Origin of the sequence: Collibacillus ludicampi (assembly GCF_023705585.1) — a bacterium.
Taxonomy (GTDB): domain Bacteria; phylum Bacillota; class Bacilli; order Tumebacillales; family BOQE01; genus Collibacillus; species Collibacillus ludicampi.
In genome coordinates, this window is record NZ_BOQE01000001.1 from 3908786 (window position 1) to 3932039 (window position 23254).

The following is a 23254-nucleotide window of genomic DNA, read 5'->3' on the forward strand; positions in this document are numbered from 1 at the left end:
CTCTTTTCACTTATCAAATATTAGATTCATCGTATCAGGGTGGTCATAGATTGTCAATCTTTCATATGATATTCATTTTCCTGTCGCCAAGATGATTCTCTAAAACATTGAGTACCCTTTCGTGCATGATAGGCCTCCGCTTTTTCCAAGATTACCGTCGTGTTATATTCCGGCATCCCTGCATCTGGATCGTATATACCTTTTTGAAAGAGGATATTTCCTTCCGGCCAATACACTTCGAGATTTCCTGATTTTACGTTCGCAAATTTTGCGCGCCCTTGGAAGCATCCAAACTCATTATGAAGGACGATCGCTTCACCTTCAATGATATCTAGTGTTTCCGCATCTTGAGGATGGATTAACACATCGAAACGTTCCGCATGGTTAAACGGATCGATTTCACTGTATATCATCGAGTTGAACTGCTTTCCCCGACGGGTTGTAACATAGAAGTGGCTCTTCGCCTTTCTGAGTTCAGGCAATTCAATGGGGATCAAATGGCCGCGCCCATTTTCTGTCGGGCAAATCCCACCTTCACAAAGCCATGCCCCTCCCCATTGAAAAACATCGCCTTTCTTTTTCAAATGCTGAATGCCATCGTAATTGGGAGCAGCTTTTGCGATTTCGTCACGAATTTCTTGTGTGTCATTGAACCAGATCAGATGTTTCTGTTCCGGCTTCACACGAGCAGCCAAATCGATATAGATTTGCCATTCAGGGCGAGCCTCACCAATTCTGGGACCTTCAATTTCCGGAGAATAGTAGACCATTCTTTCCGTGGAAGTCGATGTAACGCCACCGGGTATCTCGTACCTGGTCATTGCAGGTAACACGATGACAGCTTCTTTGGCATCGACCAAGGTTGACGTATTCAATATAATATCTTGGTGAACGCGAATATCAATACTCTCCAAACACAATTTTATGAAATCAGGATGCGGCATCGTTTCCAGTAAATTACCCCCGGAGGTATAGAAAAGTTTCAACTTTCTTTCGTGTCCTTCGGGGAGAAGTGCATTTTCAAGAGAGACACCGACGATATCTCCTTGCCACTTTGGCAATGTGAAACCCCATACCCGTTCGATACGTTCGATATCTTTTTCTTTAAAATCACCTCCCGGTAGACTGTACGGATCAACGCCCATTTCCCCTGCTCCTTGAACCCCGGAGTGGCCGCGAATCGGCATGAGGCCACAATGCTCACGTCCCAAAAAACCGCGAAGTAAAGCCAAATTTACCACCTGGGAAACATTATCTGTACCGAAACGATGTTGCGTTAATCCCATCGACCATACAAAGACAGCCGAATTCGCTTTAGCGAGTAATTCAGCGAATTCGCACATGCGTTCTCTCGATATCCCCGAGTGCGTCTCCAATGTTTCCCAATCATATTTCATCACATGTGATCTTAATTCTTCTAAACCGTCTGTGTGTTCTCGCACAAATGAATGATTAATGGCTGAACCGGGTACTTGTTGCTCCATCTCAAACCAGCGTTTCATCACTCCGTTCATGAACGCGATATCGCCACCGATATTCACTTGATAGAAATCATCCGCTATCTTGGTTCCGAAAAGGGCGGACTCCGGAATCGAAGGTATCCAATATTTTTCCATAGCAGGTTCATGATACGGATTAATCACAATAATTTTTGTTCCCTTGCGTTTAGCTGCGTACATGTACTTGGTGGAGACCGGCTGATTATTCGCGGCAACGCTTCCCCAGAATACGAGCACATCTGTACCGATCCAGTCTTTATAGTTACAACTCGAGGCTCCAATTCCCAGAGAGCGTTTCAACGCTATTTTCGATGAAGAATGACAAATCCGTGACGCGTTATCGATATTGTTAGTCCCAAGGAATCGCGCCACTTTTGCTGCCACATAATACGTTTCGTTCGGGATCCCGCGAGAAGTCAAATAAAAAGCAAGTTGTTTCGGGTCGATGTTCTTGATTTTCTCGGCAATGAAGTCTAACGCTTCATCCCAGGAGATTCGACTGAATGTCCGCTCTCCCCTTCTCCGTATCAATGGATACGGGATCCTCCCCAATTTCCTGAGAGAAGTACTGTCCATTTGACGCAGATCTTCAATATCTGCATGGATGACTTCCTCTCTCATCGCCGGCATCGTATTAAGACGTAGCACTTGTAAACGTGTCGTGCAAAGATGAGGACCCGTTAATGTTTGATCATAGAGCCCGGAAACGCCAAGTGCACATCCATCGCATACGCCCTGTGTCAAAATGCGAAAAGCGTATGGGAGATTATCGCGATTCTCCCAAATGACCTTCAGCGTATCGCGTACATGATGTGGCTTGACTTTTCCCAGGCCAAATGGAACAGGGGTGACCCAGAGTGTAGGATCGGGAATTTTCGGAAGCGAAATCGGTCCAGTATGTTTCGTTTTTCCCATGTGTACTCCTCCATTCTCAATATGCAATAAAAAACAATCGGACGAATAAGAACATTCCCTGTTTATATTGGAAGAATCGTTGTATAATTGATACAAAAAATATTCTAAATATTATATATAAATAATAACACAATTCATCTTGTATTTGTTAGTCCGAAAGGTGTTGAATTGGTTATGGAGGTTACTAAAAAGAGGAAAATTTTAATGTATCGCGGAGATTCTCCTTGTATTGAAAAAGAAGATGAAATTGCAACCGAGTATCCCCTTACCATCGTCTTAAACGGCGAGGAATTTGCCACATTGGTCTGCACACCCACCGACTTAAAGGATCTAGCCGTCGGGTTTCTCGCATCAGAAGGGGTCATTCGGCTACCTGATGAAATCATCTCTGTTTCAATCAATGAGAAACGTGGATTCGCATATGTGGAAACCATCAATAAACAACCGGTCAGTCTTGAATTCTACGCGAAAAGGTTTATCGGTTCCTGTTGCGGAAAAAGCAGGCAATCGTTTTATTTTCATAATGATGTAAAGACAGCTAAAACGATTACCACTCGCTCGCAAATCACTGTCGATCAATGTTTTCGCTTGATCGAATTACTGCAACAACAGTCTTTCTATTTTCAGACGACAGGTGGCGTACATAATGCAGCCTTATGCAGTCAAGACGATATCATCGTGTCAAGAACAGATATCGGCAGGCATAATACGTTAGATAAAATTTACGGATATTGGATGTTTCATCGGATTCCTCTAAAGGATAAAGTGATTGTCTTCAGCGGCCGAATCTCCTCTGAAGTCCTATTAAAGGTGGCAAAAATCGGAGTCGGAATGATCGTATCAAAATCAGCGCCAACAGATCTTGCGTTAGATATGGCTGATGAATTGGGCATTACGATTGTCGGCTTTGTACGCGGTGAAAAAATGAACGTCTATACACATCCGGAACGAATGATACGTTAAAATAAGCCGGCTTCTTTTATGAAGGCCGGCTTGTACCTTACGCGATCAAGATTCCTTTTCTCGTTTCCACAAGGTTTATATCTCCATGGTCGTTATCTCATCGGAGATGATCAATTGCGGTTCTGTTACTGCTTGTATGTCTTCAGGTGTGTACCCCGGGGCGACTTCTACGAGCAACAGCCCGTTTTCTGTTACATCGATGACAGCAAGGTCTGTTATGATGCGATTCACTACGCGTTTTCCTGTCAAAGGGAGGGAACATTCTTTTAGAATTTTCGGTTGCCCCTGTTTATTCACATGTTCCATTGTGACGATCAGTCGTTTGGCTCCATGGACGAGATCCATCGCGCCGCCCATCCCCTTGACCATCTTGCCAGGAATCATCCAGTTCGCCAAATCCCCTTTTTCCGAAACTTCCATCGCCCCCAAGATAGCCAGATCGATATGTCCACCGCGGATCATGGCGAACGATTCCGCGCTGTCGAAATAGGCGGCTCCGGGAATAGCGGTGACTGTTTCTTTGCCTGCATTGATCAAGTCAGGGTCTTCTTCCCCTTCAATAGGATAGGGACCGATGCCAAGAAGTCCGTTTTCGGAATGAAGGACAACTTGAAGGTCTTTCGGGATATAATTCGCTACCAGTGTCGGCATCCCGATACCCAAGTTCACATAGAAACCGTCTTGAATTTCTTTCGCTGCACGCTGCACCACTTGTTCACGCGTTAATACCATGGGAAACCCTCTCCTTCCATCATCCGGTATCCTCTCTTCTCATGTGCGCGGGCGAACCGTCCGCCTTTCAATCCTCTTCTCCGGTTTCTCATTCAACACGATGCGTTGAACGTAAATGCTCGGGGTATGAATTTGATCCGGATCCAATTCACCCACTTCAACAATTTCTTCCACTTCGACGATTGTAATTTTCCCTGCGGCCGCCATGATCGGATTGAAATTGCGGGCGGTTTTCCGATACTGCAAATTCCCCATTTTATCTGCCCGCCACGCTTTGATCAAAGCAAAATCAGCCGTAAGTGGATATTCTAGCAAGTATTCCTTCCCATTGATCACGCGTGTTTCCCGACCTTCAGCGATCGGAGTTCCTACACCTGCAGGTGTATAGAACGCTCCAATACCGGCACCGCCGGCACGAATTCTTTCCGCCAACGTTCCTTGCGGATTCAGTTCCACTTGCAGTTCCTCGTTTAAAAACTGTCTTTCAAATTCCTTATTCTCACCGACATAGGATGAAATCATTTTGCTGATTTGGCGTGTTTGCAAGAGCAATCCCAATCCCCAATCATCAACGCCACAATTGTTGGATATACAAGTGAGCCCTTTGACTCCTTTATCACGAAGTGCAAGAATCAAGCTTTCCGGAATTCCCACGAGCCCGAACCCGCCAACCATCAATGTAGCCCCGTCGTGAATATCCGCCACCGCTTCCGCAGCAGATGGGAACACTTTGTTCATAGGTTCACCCTCCCATAGTGTAATATGTAGCGAACATATATTAATAGTACCAAATGGAAGCGCATTCATAAAGGTAATAGATTTGATTTCAAGCAATTTTTAATAAATTATAGCAAAACCCTCCCCATCTTCATAATAGATGGAAAGGGCTTTTCATACAAACGTAATCACCAAATAAATCCTGCTCCGAAACCGAACCCGGGATATAGTCCATAAATACCGCCAAACGGAACAAAAAATCCACCAAAGAATACATGGGCAATCTTATTTTCGGCGTTATTGGATTTATAGATCCCATGTACATTCTCGGACTTCCGTCCATTTGACTCACTTGCCAGTTGTGTGACATTCGTAAGAACGATTCCGTCCGGCAGTACGCGGGAAACAACCCCTCGATGAACACCGTAAACCGAATGACAACGCACCCACTGCCCAAGATACTGATGCGCTATTGTCGGATGAAATCCCATAACAATCCCCCTGTATGCGCTTTTCTACATCTTACGGTCCATGCATTTTTTTCTCTTGTGGAACTGCCATCGTTAGGGAGAAAGGTGCGCATATCCTATAGCAAAAAACATACTGCACATTTTAGGCTTATGTCACATAAACTGTCTGAAGCAAAAGACGGTTATTTGCACGAATACCCTTCCCATAGTAAAATAGACAAGAAACTTTTCTCTTGAAAGCGGGGATTTCAAATGCTTACACCCAGCATGGAGGATTATCTGGAAAAAATCTATGAACTAATGAAAGAAAAGGGATATGCCCGTGTTTCTGATATAGCCTCCTTGCTGTCTGTGCAACCTTCTTCTGTTACGAAGATGATTCAAAAATTGGATGAAATGAATTATGTCACATATGAAAAATACCGTGGCATTATCTTGACACCTAACGGCGAGAAAATGGGCAGACTGATGAAACAGCGGCACAAGATGTTGGAGGAATTTCTACGCATGCTGGGCATCTCGGAAGAAACGATTCAAAAAGATGTCGAAGGGATTGAACATCACGTATCCCCCAATACGATGAATCGCTTACAAAGCTTGGTATTCTTCTTCGAAGACAATCCGAATTGTTTGCGTGAGTTTAATGAATTCCGTAAAAAGTTCGAGGAACTGGATAACGAAGGAGATAAAAAGTAGCCTCACCTTTTCCAGGTGGGGTTTTATTTCGAGCGTACGAGGAGGAATGGGAACATGTCTCGAAAATTACGCGTTGGCGTCATCTTCGGCGGAAAATCGGGAGAACATGAAGTTTCGATTCTTTCCGCGAAGTCTGTGATCGAAAACTTGAATCCTCTTCTTTATGAAATTTTGCCCATTGGCATTACGAAAGAAGGCATGTGGCATACAGGTATAGGAGCATATACAGCACTAGGGACGGAACCGCCAAAACAACTTCTTCAACAAACGAACCATTCTGGATCGGAAAGTATGATCACATTTGGACCTGCTCCTACACTAACAAGCGCAACGGCTGAGGCGATCGATGTCGTCATTCCCGTTCTTCATGGTCCGTATGGGGAAGACGGAACTGTGCAAGGACTGTTTGAACTATTGAATATCCCGTATGTCGGCGCCGGTGTATTGGCCTCGGCAGTTGGCATGGATAAAGCGATGATGAAAGCCGTCTTCGCTCAGGCAGGCCTTCCGCAATGCAAGTATGTGACATTTTTACGCAGCCGTTTTGACAAATCTCCTGAGATCCTTTTAGATGAGATCGAAGAAACACTCGGTTATCCTTGCTTTGTCAAACCTGCGAACATGGGTTCTTCAGTCGGTATCTCGAAAGCGAAAGACAGAACATCCCTGAAGGCTGCCATCCAAAATGCGGCAAAATACGATCGCAAATTGATCGTGGAAGAGGCTGTTGACGCCCGTGAAATCGAAGTCGCCGTACTTGGCAACGATGAACCGCGCACATCCGTACCCGGAGAAATCATCTCTTCTTCCGAGTTTTACGATTACAACGCCAAATATAACGACGGGAAATCCACACTGATGATTCCCGCCGATCTCACGCAAGAGCAGACAGAGACAGTCCGTCATATGGCAAAAATCGCTTTTCAGGCGATCGACGGTTCCGGCTTATCCCGTGTGGATTTCTTTCTTGAACGTAAGAGCGGCAAATTTCTAATCAATGAGATCAATACATTCCCAGGGTTTACGATCTATTCGATGTATCCGAAACTGTGGGAAGCAACGGGAATCCCTTACGATAAGCTGTTAGATGAACTGATTCGGCTTGCGCTCGAACGTCACCAGGAAAAAAATCAAATGGGCGAGTGAAATCATACTGATAAAGGAACCCCAGAGGCATACAAGCCTGCTGGGGTTCTTTTTGTTCCGACGTGAAATACGTCTTTCTATACACAATCTTAACTGACCACGAGGTTGACCAATTTATCAGGGACAACGATCCATTTTCTGATCGTTTTTCCTTCCAATTGTTCTTTCACTTTCTCGCGGTTAAGAACGAGCTCTTCTAATTCTTCGCGTTTAAGTCCTCTTGGGACGACAACCTTGTCACGCAATTTCCCGTTGATCTGAATTACATACTCGATTTCTTCCTGCACCAACGCCGCCGGATCGTACTCAGGCCATTTTTGTTGATGCACGCTCGTTTCATGACCGATCTTATGCCACAATTCTTCGGTGATATGTGGTGCAACGGGCGCCAACAAAAGGATCACAGTCTCAATCGCATCCAGCTTTGTTCCCACATCCGCATCTTCGGGATAGGAATAGATCGCGTTAACGAGCTCCATGATCGCGGAAATCGCCGTATTGAACTGATAGCGTGTGCCTATATCCTCCGTTACTTTCTTGATCGTCGCATGTGTCACTTGAAGCAATTTCTTCTCTGCAGGAGAGGTCGCCGAAGCGGGTTGACGTACGGCGAACATCTCGCGGTGTTGCTCCACCATCCGCCAAACGCGGCCGAGGAAACGATGTGCCCCCTCTACCCCTTGATCGCTCCAATCGAGATCACGATCGGGCGGCGCGGCAAACAGAATGAATGTTCTGGCTGTATCTGCCCCGTACTTCGCGATTATTTCTTCCGGAGAGACAACGTTCCCCTTCGATTTCGACATCTTCGCTCCATCTTTGGTGACCATCCCCTGTGTCAAGAGGGATTCGAACGGCTCGTCAAATGAAACCAGACCTGCATCGTACAACACTTTTGTGAAGAAGCGCGAATACAAGAGATGCAGGACAGCATGTTCGATACCGCCTATATATTTGTCGACTGGCAACCAGCGGTTCACAGCTTGAGAATCGAATGGTTTCGTATCATCCTTCGGTGAAATATAGCGTAAATAATACCATGATGAATCGATAAACGTATCCATCGTGTCCGTCTCGCGCGTTGCCGGTCCCTGGCATGTCGGACAGGTCGTATGCAGGAATTCCTCATTCGTTTTGAGAGGGGACAGATTTCCTGCAGCGAATGAAACCTCTTTCGGCAAAATCACCGGAAGCTGTTCTTTGGGTACAGGGACGGTTCCGCAACGGTCGCAATAGATGATCGGGATCGGCGCTCCCCAGTAACGTTGGCGCGAAACTAACCAGTCGCGAATGCGGAAGGAAACCGCCGCTTTTCCGACACCTCGTTCCTCAAGATGGGCCACGATTTTCGTCAACGCTTCTTGATTCGACAGTCCGTTAAACTTGTCCGAATGGACGAGAACACCTTCACCTGTGTATGGAGTTTCTAACGGTTTGTTCAATTCCTCACCCTGCGGTTCGATCACCACGCGAATCTCCAAACCGTATTTGGAAGCAAAAGAGAAGTCGCGCTCATCGTGAGCGGGAACCCCCATGACTGCCCCCGTACCATAGTCGGGAAGTACATAATTCGCGATCCAAATGGGCAGTTTTTCCCCCGTTAAAGGATGAATTGCGTAACGTCCGATAAACATGCCCACTTTTTCCGCATCGGCTGCCGTTCGCTCGATATCGGAGGTCTTGCGAATCTCTTCCACGAAACGGGTGACTTCTTCCTCTTCCTCCGTTCCCTCTACCAACAGTTTCACCAGTTGATGCTCAGGCGCCAAGACGAGGTATGTAACGCCATATAACGTATCAGGACGTGTAGTGAAGACCGTGATCGAATCGTCGGATCCTTCGATTGCAAACTGTACTTCGGCACCTTCGGATTTGCCGATCCAGTTGCGTTGCATCGTAATGACTTTCTCCGGCCAGCCGGTCAACTTGTCGAGATCCTTTAACAAACGATCCGCATAATCGGTAATGCGCAAGAACCATTGTTCTAAATCACGCTTGACGACTTCTGTGCCGCAACGCCAGCAAGCGCCGTCTTCCACTTGTTCATTGGCAAGAACGGTCTGGCAGTCAGGACACCAATTCACCGCTCCTCTCTTTCGATAAGCCAATCCTCTTTCATAGAAAAGAAGAAACAGCCATTGCGTCCATTTGTAATAATCGGGCGAACAGGTGGTCACCTCGCGTTCCCAATCATAGGAGGATCCCAATTCTTTTACTTGTTTGCGCATGAAATCGATATTGTCATACGTCCAAACAGCAGGATGCACTCCATTTTTGATCGCAGCATTCTCTGCAGGCATACCGAACGCGTCCCAGCCCATCGGATGCAAAACATTGTAGCCCTGCATCCGCTTGAAGCGAGCGACGACATCCCCTATGGAATAGACGCGGACGTGCCCCATGTGCAAACGTCCGGATGGGTATGGGAATTGTTCTAAACAGTAAAAATACGGTTTATCGTCTTCATCCGAAGTTTTAAATGCGCCTGTTTCTTGCCAGATTTTCTGCCACTTTTTCTCTATATGAGCAGGTGAATATGTATGTTCGTTCATTCTAGCCCTCCTTCACGTTCCATTAAAATAATAAAACCTCCCACCCCCAGTAATCAATGACTAGGGACGAGAGGTTAGGATCATCGTAACCTTTCCCGCGGTACCACCCTTTTTAGCACAAGAATTCTTGTGCTCACTCAAGCATCCAATAACGCGGATGAAACGGTGCCAAGTACTACGGTTCTTCCCAGACACAGCTCCGAGGCGAGTTCACCTTCGTGACATGACCGACTCGCACCAACCGTCGGCTCTCTTGACATGCACATCAGGCTACTGATCCTCTTCATCACATCATTCGACAAAGATGTCGTATTCGATTTTTTGTTAGTATACTCACATTGTTTCCACTTTGTCAATAAACGAAACATCAAATGCAGAATTTTACATGAAGATGCATTTTCATTTTTATAAAAGAACTAAAAATTCTGAGACCAATTTGCAAAAATGGTTGTCTGACTGTTGATATTTTTAGTTATAATTCATATAATTGTCTCAAAGGAGGGGATGCCATGGAACACATTTTGTTCGATGAAATGGAAACGACCCGTACACGTCACATCGGTTTCATCAGTGGGGGAAAACGTTTTGACTTCATGTTGACTTTTTCTGAACACTTTCTCGGTAAGACCGTTGTGCTGTGTCTGCAGTCGAAACGGGGAGATCTTCTCGACAGTCACGATGTTCACGATGTCGATCTTCTCTGCCGAAAATTCGCCATGACTCCCGAAGATGCCTCACACTTATCCAACGCATTGCAAACGATGATCTCCGATGAATTCATTCGCCCACAATATATGGATTGACATACAGAAAACGAGAAAGCGATTCCACTTTCTCGTTTTTCTTTTAATTACGAATATTGACTCTCTCATCAACCGCCCGAGACGTTTTAATAATATGGGAATCGGTGGTATGCGCGCGCATGTGACAGCGGGATGATCATGAGAATTGACCGACCTTTTGACGTACAGTGAATGTTTTCTCAAGAAGCGCCCAATTCTGCGGAAAGGGACAACCGAGAACCCAATAACTGATCCCCCGCACTCCCATTTCTTGAACAAGATGAAATTTCGCCATGACAGAACGCGCATCTTCAAACCAAACCTGACGAAATTCTCCTCGCTCTCCGCGATACGTATAGGTAGGGGATGCGGACGCATGATGCCATTGAATCACAGCCCCCTGATGAATCGCCATGTTCACAGCCGCCTTTGGAGCGATTCCTCTGGCACGTATGCCGGGAACGAACGGGGTTGACCAATCATACCCGTAGAGCGCCATTCCCATGAAAATCTTGTTGGCGGGAATCAAAGAAATTGCATACTGTAATACCTTTTTCACAAGATGAAGCGGTGCAATCGGTAAAGGAGGACCTCCTACAGATCCCCAATCATATGTCGTAATCATTACGCTATCAGCGAGCGTACCTAATGTATTATAGTCGAAGGCTCCCATCCAACGGCTCTGGAAATCATCATTCATCTTAGGTCCCAGTGTAAGCGACACAGAAATTCCTTTCGGTTTCATGAAAGCGGCAAGTCCGCGAATGAAATCATTATACAATTCTCGATCTTCCGGATACATATGCTCAAAATCGACATGTACGCCCTGATATCCCTTTCTGCGAATGACGTGAAAGATGTTTTCATAAAGGGTTTGTTTGATACCCTCTCTATTCATGATCGCACGGGCGAGTTCAGGGTTGAAACGGTTCCCGTCAAAATTGCTGACGGTCATATGCGGCATCACAGCCTGACGTTTCACTTCAGACAACAAATGTGTATCGGATACATCCACGAGACGGCCGTCCTGAGTAACACGATAACTATATGTGGACAAATAGGTGATATGCGGAGCGACATCACGAATGACTTCTGCGTCTGCTTGTGTACCTGTTGGTATGATGTACGCGTTCACTTCAATCTCTCGTTTTTCACGAATCGGAACAGGTAACCAAACCGTTTGTCCTTGTTTGAATCCAGTCCGTTGTATGCTTTCGTTCGATCCTACAATGATTCGCGGTGGAACGCGAAATTCCCGTGCAAGAGTATCGATCGTGTCTCCTTCCTGTATGATATAAGGAACGAGAGTGGCCGCTGGTCCGGCCGGAATCAAAAGATGTAAACCAGGCACGATTCTGTCGCTTGGGAGTTCATTCAGCTCCCGAATCTTTTCCGGCGTTCCCCCATAATCTTTCGCAATGGAAATAAGGGATTCCCCCGGTTTGACAACATGTACAAACAAGCATATCCCCCTCCTGAAAAACTGTTCACGGAGCGGGGTGTACCCGCCCTTACAGCGCATTTTCGATTACATATGGATCTACCATAGGCTATTCGGGGGCTTTCGTCTATGTGCAAAAAAAAAACCACACAGGTGTGTGGCAGAATATGTTACACTTACTTGAAAACTTCTTCCCCGCCTTTATATTCGGTATCAGTTACACCTGTACGTACATTGCTCGCGCGAGCCATCGCAAAAAAGAGATCGGAAAGGCGGTTTAAGTAGCGGCGAATCTCCTCATTGATGGGTTCCATTTCGGCAAGTGTGACCACGCGTCTTTCCGCTCTTCGTGCGACGACTCGGCAGATATGTAAAGCGGCCGACGGCCCGGATCCCCCAGGAAGAATAAATCGTTTGATCGGTGGGCATTCGCCATCATACTTATCAATCAACTTTTCAAGCTTTGTCACATGATCGCCATTGATTTTGTACGATAGGTCGTACCCTTCCGGTGCTTTCACAAGTGCCAGATCAGCGCCGGAATCGAATAACTCGTGTTGAATTTCTGTCAAATCTTGTACCATGTCATGGAACTTTGCTTCTTCCGTTTTCAGAAGAACGAGCGCCTGTCCGACGAATGCATTCAATTCGTCGACCGTTCCGTAAGCTTCTACACGGACAGAATCTTTCTTGACTCGCCCCCCGATAACACCAGTCATTCCTTGATCTCCTGTACGCGTATAGAGTTTCATATGTGCCCTCCCGTTTTAAATAGAAAAGTCTGCATGAAAAATGGTATGGCGGGCGTTTCCTTTGCACTCGCGCTTGATGGCGATCCCCTCGCTCTAAATATGTCGCGAGATGAACTTCCATCTCGTTTGACGCAAAAGCGTACGCCCGACCTGAAAACAGTTTTAGTCTGTCTGGTGTCAAACTGCGGCATGGAGTTATTATGAAAAGGCTCCCGAAAAAGCCTTAAATGGCACCAAACGTAGCGGCATCACGATAACGATTGTAAGTAAGTCACGTTGACCAGGCGTATATGTCACTTACGTGCAACAAAGAACCAGCGTTCCGATGTGTCTGTAGGCTTTTCAAAGCTGAAATCAGCAAATACTTCGACCGTTTGAAATCCCGCATCGTACAACCATTCCACAACCCGTTCACACGGGTACGCCCTTTGAAGGTGTTGTTCTTGAAAACGACGATACAAACCGTCACCAACTTCGGCAAAGAATGTGATGTCATATTCAACGAGACAACGGGTACCATCAAAAGAGCTTTGCCAAATATAAGCGATTTCCGGCCGCACTTCATAAAACACCTGATCACCTAAAAGATGCTCCAATTTGTACGGCGTATGCATGTCAAAAAAGAATAACCCGCCATGATGAAGCTGACGGTATACCGCATGGAACGTTTGCTGCACGTGTTCTTCTTCCAATAAATAATTGAGTGTATCACAAAAACTGATCGCCACATCCACGCATGTTGGAAGATGCAATTCACGAATATCTTGCTGCAAAAACGTGGGAAAAAGGTGTTTCCCCTCTCTTTTTCCCTCTGCCATGGCAAGCATATCTTCCGATGCGTCAACTGCAAATACGCGATATCCTTGCTCCGCCACTCTGATGCTGATCGTTCCGGTACCACACCCAAGATCGGCAACGATTCGGGGCTTTATTTCGTAACGATCAAGTATTTCCGCAAACATCTGTAACCAAAGATCATACGGGGCATCTTGCATTAATAGATCGTAATATTCCGCAAAATCCCCATACACAAGATTCTGACTCACAACATATGCTCCTAACGTGGCGTTTTTTAAGAGATACTGAGTTGTGTGGCATCTCCCCACACGCGTTCAAGATTGTAGAACTCGCGTTCCTCTTGGCGGAATACATGCACGACCACATCGCCGAAATCCAGCAAGACCCACCGTGCTTCGTCGAAACCTTCCATGCCCTTCATCATCAAGCCGCGTTTCTCCAGTTTCTCGCGTATTTCCTTGACGATCGCTTGCACTTGTGTGCTCGAATTCCCGCTGCAGATCACGAAATAATCGGCGATCACAGACAATCCCCGGATATCGAGAATCACGATATCTCTCGCTTTCTTGTCTGCGGCTGCATTCGCTGCCAATTGCGCCAATTCCACCATCTTGTCACTCATTTACATGCCTCCTAGGAAAAATTAAGAACTCCATACTACTTACTACATATTTTATGTAGAAAATGATGAAACGCTCCCGCCTGTCCGAATTTTCTTCGTTTGTACTTGCTCCCAAAGCTCATTTCTCGCGAGAACGGTCAATGGAAAGATCGGTTGATTGCATTTGATGAGAAATTGAATGGTACCGTCCATCTGCCGAGCTAGCGCTTCTTCCAGATCATGCTCTGCGATTTGACGCAGCTGTTCAACTCCCGGGTAACTGCGTCCCGGTTCGATCGCATCCGCGAGACACACGATCTTTTCAAGCAATGACATCCCCGGACGGCCAGAAGTATGATAACGTACCGCGTTTCTTACGTCTTCATCCTCAATACCAAACCATTCAGGTGCATTTGCTGCCGCGATAGGCCCGTGCAAAAGCTCCTTTACTTCAAAAAACGACGGGTCAACTCCGGACTCCTTAGCCGTTTGCGTTAAACGCTCGACCGGCCATTCGCGAGCAAAATCATGAATCCATGCGGCGAGACGCGCCTTTTCCACATCGGAACCGAATCGTTTCGCCAGTTCTTCAGCCATCTGCACCACGCCACAAACATGTTGAAAGCGGCGGGGACTCAATTCCTTTTGCACTTTCAAACGGATGCTGCTTTCATCCATACAAACGATTCTCCTTTATGTAGCATATCACGCGATCAGGAACCAGATGGGCAACAGACAATCCCTGATCCAAACGTTCGCGTAGCCACGTTGAAGAAATCTCAAGGCCCGGCATGTCAACGAAATGAATATGTTTCCGCCACGATGCGGGCAACAATCGTAAATATTGTTCAGACATCGCTTGATTGAAACCCGGCCGTGTCACCGCGATGATGTCGGTCAGTTCGATCACGCGATCCGCTTTCTGCCAATTGGGAAGATCCAGCAACATATCGGCACCCATGATGAAGAAAGGATCATGGGAAGGATGCGTGCGGCAATACCAAGATAAAGTATCTACCGTATAAGACGGTTGATTTTGTTTCAGTTCCCAATCGAGCACCTCATATTCATCATATCCTTGTATAGCCAATTGTACCATACGGTACCTGTGGATACCCTCCGTAATTCGTTTGTCACGTTTATGCGGAGGAACACCTGCAGGAATGAAATAGACTTTATCCAGGTTGAGCGCTTCTTTGGCTAACATGGCCACAACGAGATGGCCTGTATGAATCGGGTCAAAGGTTCCGCCGAAAAGTCCGACTCTCATCCGTCTTCCCCCCATCAGCGAGGAAGTTCGATCTGTTTCTTTTCCACAGACTCCCTATAAAGCACGATCGTCTTGCCTATCACTTGCACCAATTCGGATTCGGTACCTTCCGCAAGTTGATGAGCGACTTCATCTTTATCTTCCTCACAATTATTTAAAACGGCTACTTTAATCAATTCGTGTGCTTCAAGAGCAAGGGAAACCTGTTCCAGCAAATTTTCCGAAACACCGCCTTTTCCCACTTGCAGAATGGGATCAAGATGATGTGCCAAAGAACGCAAGTAACGCTTTTGTTTTCCTGTAAGCATGCGCTTCTCCTTCCTGTAATCTGTTTATTCTTCCGATGACACCCGCATGAACCCGAACCCCGTTTGCCAGTATAGCATTCCTAAAAACAGGATTCCACTGTCTGTCTCATTACATCCACCGGAGCAGGTAAACCGGTCCACAGCGTGAATGCTTCTGCCCCTTGATAAACGAACATCCCGATTCCGTTATGTATGATCGCACCTTTTTGTTTGGCTTCTTTCAACAGTCGGGTTTCCCGAGGATTGTAGATCAGATCCGAAACCACCATGCCTTGACGGATACCTTTCGTATGAATGGGAACTTGATCCAAATTCGGATACATGCCGAGGGAAGTCGTATTTACCAAGAGATCGATCTCCGGTACCACATCTGGAACTTCATCAAGATGAATGGCTCGAACTTCCATTAGGTGTCTCAGATGTTCGGCAATTTTTTTTGCATGTTCCCAAGTCCGATTGGCGATCAGCAACTTTTTCACGGGTACCAATGCCATTTGCGCGGAAATGGCCCTCGCGGCACCACCTGCCCCCAGAATCAGAACCGTTGTATCTTCCAGCTTAAGCCCCACCTCCTCCCGTAAGGACCGAAGATAACCGATTCCATCCGTGTTATATCCGGTAAGAACTCCATTCTCATTGACAATTGTATTGACAGCACCGATCAATTTGGCCTCCGGTGAAATTCTGTCAAGGAAACGCATGACTTCCACCTTGTGCGGGATCGTCACATTCACACCACGCAAGCCCATCGCACGAATTCCTTGGACAGCGTCAGCCAACCTCTCCGGAGAAACATCGAACGCCAGATAAGCAAAATCCAACCCCATATGGTGAAAAGCAGCATTGTGCATCTGCGGGGACTTGGAATGTATCACAGGGTGTCCAAATAAACCGGTTAAACGAGTCGTACTTGTGATCACGAGATAACGACCTTCCTTTCCTCTTTGCAATAATATACCATAGAAAAAAGCTCTCAGGTTAACACCCGAGAGCTTTTTCACGAATCATTTATAAGCGGAAATCCATATGTAAGATGATCGCCCGATCCCGAAATTGGAAGCTCAGATCATGCAAATGATACGATTCCAAAGACGGATCCGCTTCCCTTGCCAATTCCACTTCTCTGCGCAGCCTGTCCATGAATTCTTCGATACGTAAATTTTGACCGGAAAACGGATTCTCAATCCTTCTTTCAACCTGACGTTTACGCGCATATTCGGGTATCACATTCATGAGATTCCACCCTCCGTTCTATGAGTTTGTGTACTCCAACTTATGCGAACGGAAGGTTGGAATATACCACTTTATAAAACACGTTGAAATTGTCAGATGATCGCTTTCCGCACGGAAACATGAATTCCTCGGGGCACATGCACGCGTAAGTCGGCTTCTTCTTTCCCGCGCACAGAGATCCATCCGAGACCAGCGATCACGATATCGACAGCAGGCCCCTTGCGAATCTTGAACTTGTGAGTGACAAGATCGCGCAAGGTTGCAGGGTCATCAGGCCCCGGCGGTTTGAGCAGTTCTCCCAGATGTTTCTCATATAAGGCGTCTGCATTTTCAAGTTTCGTGCGATGCATCGATAGCTGATTCGCGAAATACCCGACGAATGATTGGGAGCCACCGGCGACAAAATCAAACCGGACGAGTCCGCCCACAAATAACGTCTGTCCGCTGTTTAACTGATAGATCTTCGGATTGATCACTTTTTCCGGCGTGATCAATTTTAAAGATTCAGGGGACACGAGATCGGTCAGGCGAGATGTAGTCAAAACGCCTGGAGTATCGACGATGACATGATGAAATTGTGGGATCTTCATCTTAACGGTCGACAATGTGGTGCCAGGGTAGCGGGACGTTGTCAAGCCAACATCCTGCGATTCGCCAAACAGGTGTAAGAGTTTGTTTACGAGAGTCGATTTGCCGACATTGGCTGTTCCAACCACATAGATGTCCCTTTCATTTGCATACGATTCGATCAGTGTCTTCACTTGTTCGACACCAATCCCCCTGCGCGCGGAAACGAGAATGACTTTGTGCGTTTCCAACCGTTTTTTCTTCACTTCATCCATTAGCCATGTTTCTACTTTGGCTAAATTGGTTTGTCGCGGTAATAGATCGATCTTATTGGCCACCAGGACGAGAGGGTTCTCCCCTACAAATCGTTCAAGTCCCTGAATCCATGAACCTTCGAAATCGAACAAATCCACCACATTGAGGATCAGTGCTCGCTTTCCGCCAAGTTCCTTGAGAATCCGTTCAAACTCTTCTTTTTGTATCGAAACGGGCGAAACTTCATTATAATGACGGATACGAAAACACCGTCGGCACAAAATCTGTTCTCGCTCTTTCGTCGATTGAGGAATATAACCGGGAAGTGCAGGGTCTACCGTTTGCAAGGGAGCCCCACAGCCCATACAAGTCGTAATCATTCAGCGTACATCCTCCCACGTAATCAGACCGCGGCGGCGCAACATGTTCAATACCAATCGTTCGGCCATACGGAGAATTTTTGTTCCGATCCATTCTTTCGTCGCGACGGGGACGACAAGGATCGTGTACATCCCCATACGTTTTCCGCCTAACACATCGGTAAAAATTTGATCACCGAGGACGACCGTCTCTTCCGGTCGGGTACCGAGGATGGAGAGCGCGCGGATGAAAGGTGCATTGCGCGGTTTACGCGCGTTGTAAATGGCGGGAATGCCGAGCGGCCGGGCAAAGTCTTCCACGCGGGCCGCCCGATTATTGGACACGATTACCACTCGAATGCCGTATTTCTCTCTTACCTCTTCCAGCCATTTCGTGACCTTAGGAGTCGCTTGCATAGCATTCCATGCAACGAGCGTGTTGTCAAGATCGGTGATCAGTCCCTTAATCCCCGCTTTCTTTAGGGCCGCCAGGTCGATATGATAAATCGATTTGACATACAGATCCGGGACGAACCTTTTTAGCATGCCCCCTCACCTCGAACTTTTGATCGTATTATTTTCCCCACACGAGCGCCATAGCTGCCCAAGTCATCCCTCCGCCGAAAGCTACAAGAACCACACGGTCTCCGGTTTTCAGTCGTCCTTCATCCAACGCTTCCCTCAGCGCGATCGGTATGGTTGCAGAAGAAGTATTCCCGTATTTATGGATATTCACATACACCTGTTCTTCTTTCAAACCGGTACGACGTCGAGCTTCCTCTATAATTCGTACGTTCGCCTGATGGGGCACTAACAGATTCACGTCCTGAGATTCCCATCCGGCCTTATTCATCACGCGCTTTGCTGCTTCTCCCATCGTCCGGGTAGCGAACTTAAACACTTCGCGCCCGTTCATCTCGATGGCAGCCGTATGTTCTCGTTTCAGCAGTTCTGCTCCCGAACCGTCTGCCCCCAGTTCGAAAGAGAGAATGCCAAACTCTTCGGGTACTCGTTCAATGACTGCTGCGCCCGCACCGTCACCAAAAAGAACGCACGTGTTGCGATCCGTATAGTCAGTGATGGTTGAAAGGGTTTCCGCACCGATGACTAAGACTTTTTGATAAGCGCCTGTCATAATGAATTGTGCGGCTACACTAACCCCATAAACAAAACCGGAACATGTAGCTTCCAGGTCAAAACATGCGGCCTTGCTCGCACCGATCCGTTCTTGCACTAAACAAGCGGTAGGCGGAAATGTCAGATCGGGAGTTACAGACGCTACTATAATCATATCCAATTGTTCCGCAGCCACACCCGCGTCCAACAACGCACGTTCAGCCGCACGCGTAGCCAAGTCAGATGTGCGCTCTCCATCGGTGACGATTCTTCTTTCTCGAATCCCCGTCCGTGTCACAATCCATTCGTCGCTGGTATCCACCATCTTTTCCAAGTCGTGGTTCGTTAAACGTTTCTCCGGCAATGCCACTCCTATCCCTGTAATCCCTGCACGATACAGATTCACGTTACCTATCCCCCTTGATTCATTCGTTGCTTGATTTCAGTATACTACATTTTAGTATCAGATACTAATACTTATTAATAAAAAATGTCGCGCTTACATCTGGACTCTACCGTTAAGAAAAAGAAAGCCCGATGTGATCACGGGCTTTCGGTCTCCATTGACAACAAGCTCTTAACATCTTCATAACGAGGCAAGTCTTTAAAATGATGAACCTGTATCGTTCCGCCTTTTCCCTGAAAGGAAGGGATCGTCCAGATCTTCTCTTTTGCAACATATTCATATTTCTGTAGAAGTGAACGCTTATATGTGCCCGATTCCTTTTTTTCATGAAAATCCTGCAGGTTCAGGTTCAAACCTGTCAGAATTTCGTCGATCACTTTGGGATCGGCTAGATCTTTGCCTTCTCCAAAACGTGCACGAAACGCCGCTTCATGATAAGCCCACTGTTTTTCGGGAGAGAGTTCCGCCACATAAAAGCCCGCTTCATGCGCTAATGTGGTATCTGTTTTTCTCATTGGGCGGTACGGAAGTTCGAGTTCGGCCATCATCGTAGCCAAAGCCTCTTTCGCCGTTTCCTTGTAACCTTCGGGTTTGGCGGGAGGATCAGCATCTTCCGGCATGGTCCACGGGATATATTCGATCGTAACGCCTTCACTCAAAAATCGTTTAATCATCGGGATTTCACTATAACAAAAAGGACAATTATAGTCATAAATGAATTTGAGCACGATTTCACCTCCAAGAACCAGCATAACATTCCAGTCGTAAAAAGGACAACAAGTGAATAATGTAGAATGAAAGAGGGGGCCACATAATGCACGATTTGCTTCAATTGCTTTCCGTTATCCTTGTGGATATGATCCTATCCGGAGACAATGCCATCTTGATTGCCATGGCTACCTTCTCATTGCCACCGCATATGAGAAAGAGCGCCATATGGGTCGGTTTGGGACTGGCCATCATCATTCGAATCAGTTTGACAATCACCACTACATTTCTGTTACGAATTCCTTTTTTGCAAGCGATTGCAGGTTTTATACTATATACCTTATCTCTTCGCCTCCTCATGGTTTCGAACGACAACACACAGTATGCAAAGGATCAATCCACATGGTTAGGTGCGGTTTGCACCATCGTATTTGCGGATATCACCATGAGTCTTGACAATATATTGGCGGTCGCCGGGGTTTCAGAAGGCCATATGTTTTTTATTATCTTGGGCTTAATGTTCTCCATGCTATTTCTCGTCATATCGAGCCGCATCATCAGTTACATCATGGATCGTTTTCACAGTATCTTATGGATCGGAGCGGGGATCATAGCTTGGGCGTCTGGGAAAATGATTGCACATGACAGGGCGTTTCACCAGATCACCCATCCACACTCGATTCTTCTGCCATCTGTTGCCGTCATGATTCTACTTATCATGAACCTCAGAAATAATAGAAGGCCAATCAAACGGTTCCGTTAGAACTCAAGATGAAAAGCAAACTCCCTTGGCGGTGTAAGCAGCAAGGGAGTTTGCTTTTCATCCGAAACCTGGGGAGTATTTTTCTCAGAGTTTGGTCATCATCATTTGGGCATTTGTCCAATATAGAGAGATTCTGGACGAATGATACGATTGTTGGCCGCTTGTTCCAAGATGTGAGCGCACCATCCGACCGTACGGCTGACTGCAAATGTAGGCGTGAATAACGTATCCGGCAAACCGACCGCCCTCATGACCGCAGCCGCATAAAATTCGACGTTTGTATTTAATTTACGGCCCGGCTTATATTCTTCGAGCAGCTTGAGCGCTACCTTTTCCACATGTGTTGCGAGAGCAAACCATGGATCATCCGCGGACAATTGGGAGGCAACGACTTGCAACGCTTCCGAACGGGGATCCCTCGTTTTATAGACACGATGGCCGAATCCCATAATGCGCTCGCCGTTTTCTAATGCTTTGCGCAACCAGGGTTCCGCGTTTTCAGGCGTACCGATCTGCTCCATCATTTCGATGACTCCGGACGGTGCACCGCCATGCAATGGTCCCTTGAGAGCACCGATCGCTGCCGTGACGGCTGAAATCAAATCGGAACGAGTGGAAGAAACAACGCGTCCGCTAAAAGTTGAAGCGTTCATCCCATGCTCTTGCGTAAGGATGAGATAAGCGTCCAAAGCACGTACATGTGCCTGGTTAGGTTCCGTACCTTTTAACATATATAAGTAGTTTGCCGTATGATCCAGGTCGGAACGAGGCTCCACCGGTTCACGTCCTTCCAGTCGAGCTTGGCGGTAAGCGACAATTGTCGGAACCTTTGCCGTTAAGGAAATGACTTGATCCATGGTTGGCGGCCAATCATGTCCTGCGTTACCGAGCAAAGATACGCCTGTCCGCAATACGCTCATCATGTCCACATCGGACGGAATCAAGTCGATTGCTGCTTTCACATATGAAGGCAATGTCCGATTCGCGACCAGTTGAGACTTTAACCTGTTCAGCTCTTCCCGATCCGGGAGATGACCATACCATAAAAGGTGAGCAACTTCTTCAAATGTTTTCTCGATGGCCAGGTCTCGTGCCCAGTGATTTCGATAGACGAGAAGACCATTGATACCATCCACTAAACTCAATTCCGTTTCTGCAACAACAATTCCTTCTAATCCTATGGAAATCACTTGTTGACTCATTAAAACTACCCCCTTTTTCTAATTTTCAGTATATCGTAACATTTATTAAAAGGATAATTGAGATTAGTAGAGTATTTGATTATAAAATATAATCGATCACGAGGTTGAATATGGATACGAAACTTTTGCGTACATTTGTCGTCATGGCAAAAGAACTGAATTTTCACCGAACAGCCGAACGATTGTTTCTGGCACAACCCACTGTCAGCGTCCACATTCGACAACTTGAAGAATACGTAGGTTATCCCCTGTTCGAACGCACAGGACGGAAAGTTCGCTTAACTGCTGCTGGAGAACGGTTTCTTATTCATGCCAACCGTATCCTGGAAGCGCACGATGATGCTCTTTCTGACATGACGCGTTGGAAAATGGGGTTTGATGACCGGCTAGATCTGCTGATTTCTCCTCTTTGCGCGGAGATTTTACTCCCGGCTATTTGGAAGCAATTTACTTCGATGTATCCGAATGTAGAAGTGAGAATTTATACGACATTGTCACAATCCGTCGGCCCTGGAATCGCTGCAGGACGCTCACACCTCGGTATTTCTCTTGTACCTTCCAAACATCCTGAAACGGTCACTTGCAAATTATATAATGATCCTGTCGTTTTCATCGCTCCCGGAACGGTGAATCCTGATCGTGCGAATTTCCGTGAACTTCTGTTGGAGCATCCGTTACTGACAAAAAACCATCCCGATTACTGGGAAGATATCTTGTATCAATTGCATGATCTTCAAATTCCAATCCGTCCTATGACCGTAAGTCAGGTACACATCACACGCAAGCTGATCATAAATGGTCTCGGCGTTTCTTTTTTACCTTTGTCGGCGGTGGAGGAAGAATTGATGAACGGAAAACTGGTCAGGATCGCGACGCCGGACCTGCATCTACCGAGAGCAGCCACGTATGTAATTACTCCGAGAAACAAAGAGCTGCCGCGCTCCGCGAAAAATTTCCTCGTCCTGCTTAATGAGTTGCTGGACCGTCGATGACGGATATTCTC

Annotated in this window: 25 protein-coding genes and 1 other annotated feature; of the genes, 6 read left to right on the plus strand and 19 right to left on the minus strand. The window is 46.6% G+C overall.

The features are described from left to right. Window positions 1-53 precede the first annotated feature (53 nt). The gene (locus tag DNHGIG_RS19900) at window positions 54-2414 is read right to left on the minus strand and encodes an FdhF/YdeP family oxidoreductase (RefSeq protein WP_282201233.1); all 2361 of its coding nucleotides are present in this window, start codon (window positions 2412-2414) and stop codon (window positions 54-56) included. A 204-nt stretch (window positions 2415-2618) separates the two neighbouring features. Between DNHGIG_RS19900 and fdhD the strand changes: the two genes are divergently transcribed. Further along, window positions 2619-3377 (plus strand): formate dehydrogenase accessory sulfurtransferase FdhD, encoded by a 759-nt coding sequence (gene fdhD, locus DNHGIG_RS19905; protein ID WP_282201234.1) that lies wholly within the window; start codon window positions 2619-2621, stop codon window positions 3375-3377. A gap of 75 nt (window positions 3378-3452) precedes the next feature. On the opposite strand, the gene DNHGIG_RS19910 is transcribed toward fdhD, so the two are convergent. The 3 genes from DNHGIG_RS19910 to DNHGIG_RS19920 form a co-directional block, all read right to left on the minus strand. Next, window positions 3453-4109 (minus strand): CoA transferase subunit B, encoded by a 657-nt coding sequence (locus DNHGIG_RS19910; protein ID WP_282201235.1) that lies wholly within the window; start codon window positions 4107-4109, stop codon window positions 3453-3455. A gap of 39 nt (window positions 4110-4148) precedes the next feature. After that, on the minus strand, window positions 4149-4847 hold the full coding sequence (locus DNHGIG_RS19915) for a CoA transferase subunit A (protein ID WP_282201236.1): 699 nt from the start codon (window positions 4845-4847) through the stop codon (window positions 4149-4151). Window positions 4848-5014: 167 nt separating this feature from the next. Then, window positions 5015-5317, minus strand: a complete 303-nt coding sequence (locus DNHGIG_RS19920; protein WP_282201237.1) for a hypothetical protein — start codon at window positions 5315-5317, stop codon at window positions 5015-5017. Between the two features lie 231 nt (window positions 5318-5548). Between DNHGIG_RS19920 and mntR the strand changes: the two genes are divergently transcribed. Together mntR and DNHGIG_RS19930 are read left to right on the plus strand one after the other, a co-directional pair. Further along, window positions 5549-5992 (plus strand): transcriptional regulator MntR, encoded by a 444-nt coding sequence (mntR, locus tag DNHGIG_RS19925; RefSeq protein ID WP_282201238.1) that lies wholly within the window; start codon window positions 5549-5551, stop codon window positions 5990-5992. Between the two features lie 54 nt (window positions 5993-6046). Next, window positions 6047-7138, plus strand: coding sequence for a D-alanine--D-alanine ligase (locus DNHGIG_RS19930; protein ID WP_282201239.1), 1092 nt, complete (start codon window positions 6047-6049; stop codon window positions 7136-7138). Window positions 7139-7227: 89 nt separating this feature from the next. On the opposite strand, the gene leuS is transcribed toward DNHGIG_RS19930, so the two are convergent. Further along, window positions 7228-9690: a leucine--tRNA ligase gene (gene leuS, locus DNHGIG_RS19935; RefSeq protein ID WP_282201240.1), complete on the minus strand. Its 2463-nt coding sequence runs from the start codon at window positions 9688-9690 to the stop codon at window positions 7228-7230. Window positions 9691-9749: 59 nt separating this feature from the next. Continuing rightward, window positions 9750-9986: a binding site (T-box leader), on the minus strand. Between the two features lie 213 nt (window positions 9987-10199). On the opposite strand from leuS, the gene DNHGIG_RS19940 reads away from it, so the two are divergent. Then, window positions 10200-10493, plus strand: coding sequence for an SAV0927 family protein (locus tag DNHGIG_RS19940; protein WP_282201241.1), 294 nt, complete (start codon window positions 10200-10202; stop codon window positions 10491-10493). 136 nt (window positions 10494-10629) lie between these two features. On the opposite strand, the gene DNHGIG_RS19945 is transcribed toward DNHGIG_RS19940, so the two are convergent. The 13 genes from DNHGIG_RS19945 to DNHGIG_RS20005 form a co-directional block, all read right to left on the minus strand. Beyond that, the gene (locus tag DNHGIG_RS19945) at window positions 10630-11934 is read right to left on the minus strand and encodes a glycosyl hydrolase family 18 protein (RefSeq protein ID WP_282201242.1); all 1305 of its coding nucleotides are present in this window, start codon (window positions 11932-11934) and stop codon (window positions 10630-10632) included. Window positions 11935-12089: 155 nt separating this feature from the next. Continuing rightward, entirely contained in the window at window positions 12090-12665 is a 576-nt protein-coding gene (locus DNHGIG_RS19950; RefSeq protein ID WP_282201243.1) for a cob(I)yrinic acid a,c-diamide adenosyltransferase, read from the minus strand. Window positions 12666-12958: 293 nt separating this feature from the next. After that, window positions 12959-13711, minus strand: coding sequence for a class I SAM-dependent DNA methyltransferase (locus tag DNHGIG_RS19955; RefSeq protein ID WP_282201244.1), 753 nt, complete (start codon window positions 13709-13711; stop codon window positions 12959-12961). Between the two features lie 26 nt (window positions 13712-13737). Further along, entirely contained in the window at window positions 13738-14085 is a 348-nt protein-coding gene (gene rsfS / locus DNHGIG_RS19960) for a ribosome silencing factor (RefSeq protein ID WP_282201245.1), read from the minus strand. A gap of 51 nt (window positions 14086-14136) precedes the next feature. Then, window positions 14137-14742, minus strand: a complete 606-nt coding sequence (gene yqeK / locus DNHGIG_RS19965) for a bis(5'-nucleosyl)-tetraphosphatase (symmetrical) YqeK (protein WP_282201246.1) — start codon at window positions 14740-14742, stop codon at window positions 14137-14139. Further along, a complete protein-coding gene (gene nadD, locus DNHGIG_RS19970) occupies window positions 14735-15334 on the minus strand; it encodes a nicotinate-nucleotide adenylyltransferase (protein ID WP_282201247.1) in 600 nt (199 codons plus the stop codon). Before nadD ends, yqeK begins: the two co-directional genes overlap by 8 nt. Window positions 15335-15348: 14 nt before the next feature. Then, on the minus strand, window positions 15349-15642 hold the full coding sequence (yhbY, locus tag DNHGIG_RS19975) for a ribosome assembly RNA-binding protein YhbY (RefSeq protein ID WP_282201248.1): 294 nt from the start codon (window positions 15640-15642) through the stop codon (window positions 15349-15351). A gap of 80 nt (window positions 15643-15722) precedes the next feature. After that, the gene (gene aroE / locus DNHGIG_RS19980) at window positions 15723-16562 is read right to left on the minus strand and encodes a shikimate dehydrogenase (protein ID WP_282201249.1); all 840 of its coding nucleotides are present in this window, start codon (window positions 16560-16562) and stop codon (window positions 15723-15725) included. Between the two features lie 88 nt (window positions 16563-16650). Further along, window positions 16651-16875, minus strand: coding sequence for a hypothetical protein (locus DNHGIG_RS19985; RefSeq protein ID WP_282201250.1), 225 nt, complete (start codon window positions 16873-16875; stop codon window positions 16651-16653). Window positions 16876-16967: 92 nt separating this feature from the next. After that, on the minus strand, window positions 16968-18077 hold the full coding sequence (gene yqeH, locus DNHGIG_RS19990) for a ribosome biogenesis GTPase YqeH (protein ID WP_282201251.1): 1110 nt from the start codon (window positions 18075-18077) through the stop codon (window positions 16968-16970). Then, window positions 18078-18602, minus strand: a complete 525-nt coding sequence (locus DNHGIG_RS19995; RefSeq protein WP_282201252.1) for a YqeG family HAD IIIA-type phosphatase — start codon at window positions 18600-18602, stop codon at window positions 18078-18080. A 28-nt stretch (window positions 18603-18630) separates the two neighbouring features. Continuing rightward, window positions 18631-19578, minus strand: coding sequence for a beta-ketoacyl-ACP synthase III (locus DNHGIG_RS20000; protein WP_282201253.1), 948 nt, complete (start codon window positions 19576-19578; stop codon window positions 18631-18633). A 137-nt stretch (window positions 19579-19715) separates the two neighbouring features. Continuing rightward, window positions 19716-20306, minus strand: a complete 591-nt coding sequence (locus tag DNHGIG_RS20005) for a DsbA family oxidoreductase (RefSeq protein WP_282201254.1) — start codon at window positions 20304-20306, stop codon at window positions 19716-19718. A gap of 86 nt (window positions 20307-20392) precedes the next feature. Between DNHGIG_RS20005 and DNHGIG_RS20010 the strand changes: the two genes are divergently transcribed. Beyond that, window positions 20393-21049, plus strand: a complete 657-nt coding sequence (locus DNHGIG_RS20010; protein WP_282201255.1) for a YjbE family putative metal transport protein — start codon at window positions 20393-20395, stop codon at window positions 21047-21049. A 101-nt stretch (window positions 21050-21150) separates the two neighbouring features. Here the strand turns inward: DNHGIG_RS20010 and DNHGIG_RS20015 are convergent, their stop codons facing one another. After that, window positions 21151-22251 carry a citrate synthase/methylcitrate synthase gene (locus DNHGIG_RS20015; protein ID WP_282201256.1) on the minus strand — a complete coding sequence of 367 codons (1101 nt, stop codon included), beginning with the start codon at window positions 22249-22251 and terminating at the stop codon, window positions 21151-21153. Window positions 22252-22361: 110 nt separating this feature from the next. On the opposite strand from DNHGIG_RS20015, the gene DNHGIG_RS20020 reads away from it, so the two are divergent. Continuing rightward, a complete protein-coding gene (locus tag DNHGIG_RS20020; RefSeq protein WP_282201257.1) occupies window positions 22362-23243 on the plus strand; it encodes a LysR family transcriptional regulator in 882 nt (293 codons plus the stop codon). The last annotated feature ends 11 nt before the right edge of the window (window positions 23244-23254 follow it).

Coding starts and splice junctions, on each gene's coding strand:
- DNHGIG_RS19920 (WP_282201237.1), bottom strand. CDS start 5,317: ATGGGATTTCATCCGACAATAGCGCATCAGTATCTTGGGCAGTGGGTG.
- DNHGIG_RS19900 (WP_282201233.1), bottom strand. CDS start 2,414: ATGGGAAAAACGAAACATACTGGACCGATTTCGCTTCCGAAAATTCCC.
- yqeH (WP_282201251.1), bottom strand. CDS start 18,077: ATGATTACGACTTGTATGGGCTGTGGGGCTCCCTTGCAAACGGTAGAC.
- DNHGIG_RS20015 (WP_282201256.1), bottom strand. CDS start 22,251: ATGAGTCAACAAGTGATTTCCATAGGATTAGAAGGAATTGTTGTTGCA.
- yhbY (WP_282201248.1), bottom strand. CDS start 15,642: ATGCTTACAGGAAAACAAAAGCGTTACTTGCGTTCTTTGGCACATCAT.
- leuS (WP_282201240.1), bottom strand. CDS start 9,690: ATGAACGAACATACATATTCACCTGCTCATATAGAGAAAAAGTGGCAG.
- rsfS (WP_282201245.1), bottom strand. CDS start 14,085: ATGAGTGACAAGATGGTGGAATTGGCGCAATTGGCAGCGAATGCAGCC.
- DNHGIG_RS19915 (WP_282201236.1), bottom strand. CDS start 4,847: ATGAACAAAGTGTTCCCATCTGCTGCGGAAGCGGTGGCGGATATTCAC.
- mntR (WP_282201238.1), top strand. CDS start 5,549: ATGCTTACACCCAGCATGGAGGATTATCTGGAAAAAATCTATGAACTA.
- yqeK (WP_282201246.1), bottom strand. CDS start 14,742: ATGGATGAAAGCAGCATCCGTTTGAAAGTGCAAAAGGAATTGAGTCCC.
- fdhD (WP_282201234.1), top strand. CDS start 2,619: ATGTATCGCGGAGATTCTCCTTGTATTGAAAAAGAAGATGAAATTGCA.
- DNHGIG_RS20020 (WP_282201257.1), top strand. CDS start 22,362: ATGGATACGAAACTTTTGCGTACATTTGTCGTCATGGCAAAAGAACTG.
- DNHGIG_RS20010 (WP_282201255.1), top strand. CDS start 20,393: ATGCACGATTTGCTTCAATTGCTTTCCGTTATCCTTGTGGATATGATC.
- DNHGIG_RS19995 (WP_282201252.1), bottom strand. CDS start 18,602: ATGCTAAAAAGGTTCGTCCCGGATCTGTATGTCAAATCGATTTATCAT.
- DNHGIG_RS19940 (WP_282201241.1), top strand. CDS start 10,200: ATGGAACACATTTTGTTCGATGAAATGGAAACGACCCGTACACGTCAC.
- DNHGIG_RS19985 (WP_282201250.1), bottom strand. CDS start 16,875: ATGAATGTGATACCCGAATATGCGCGTAAACGTCAGGTTGAAAGAAGG.
- DNHGIG_RS19930 (WP_282201239.1), top strand. CDS start 6,047: ATGTCTCGAAAATTACGCGTTGGCGTCATCTTCGGCGGAAAATCGGGA.
- DNHGIG_RS19950 (WP_282201243.1), bottom strand. CDS start 12,665: ATGAAACTCTATACGCGTACAGGAGATCAAGGAATGACTGGTGTTATC.
- nadD (WP_282201247.1), bottom strand. CDS start 15,334: ATGAGAGTCGGACTTTTCGGCGGAACCTTTGACCCGATTCATACAGGC.
- DNHGIG_RS19910 (WP_282201235.1), bottom strand. CDS start 4,109: ATGGTATTAACGCGTGAACAAGTGGTGCAGCGTGCAGCGAAAGAAATT.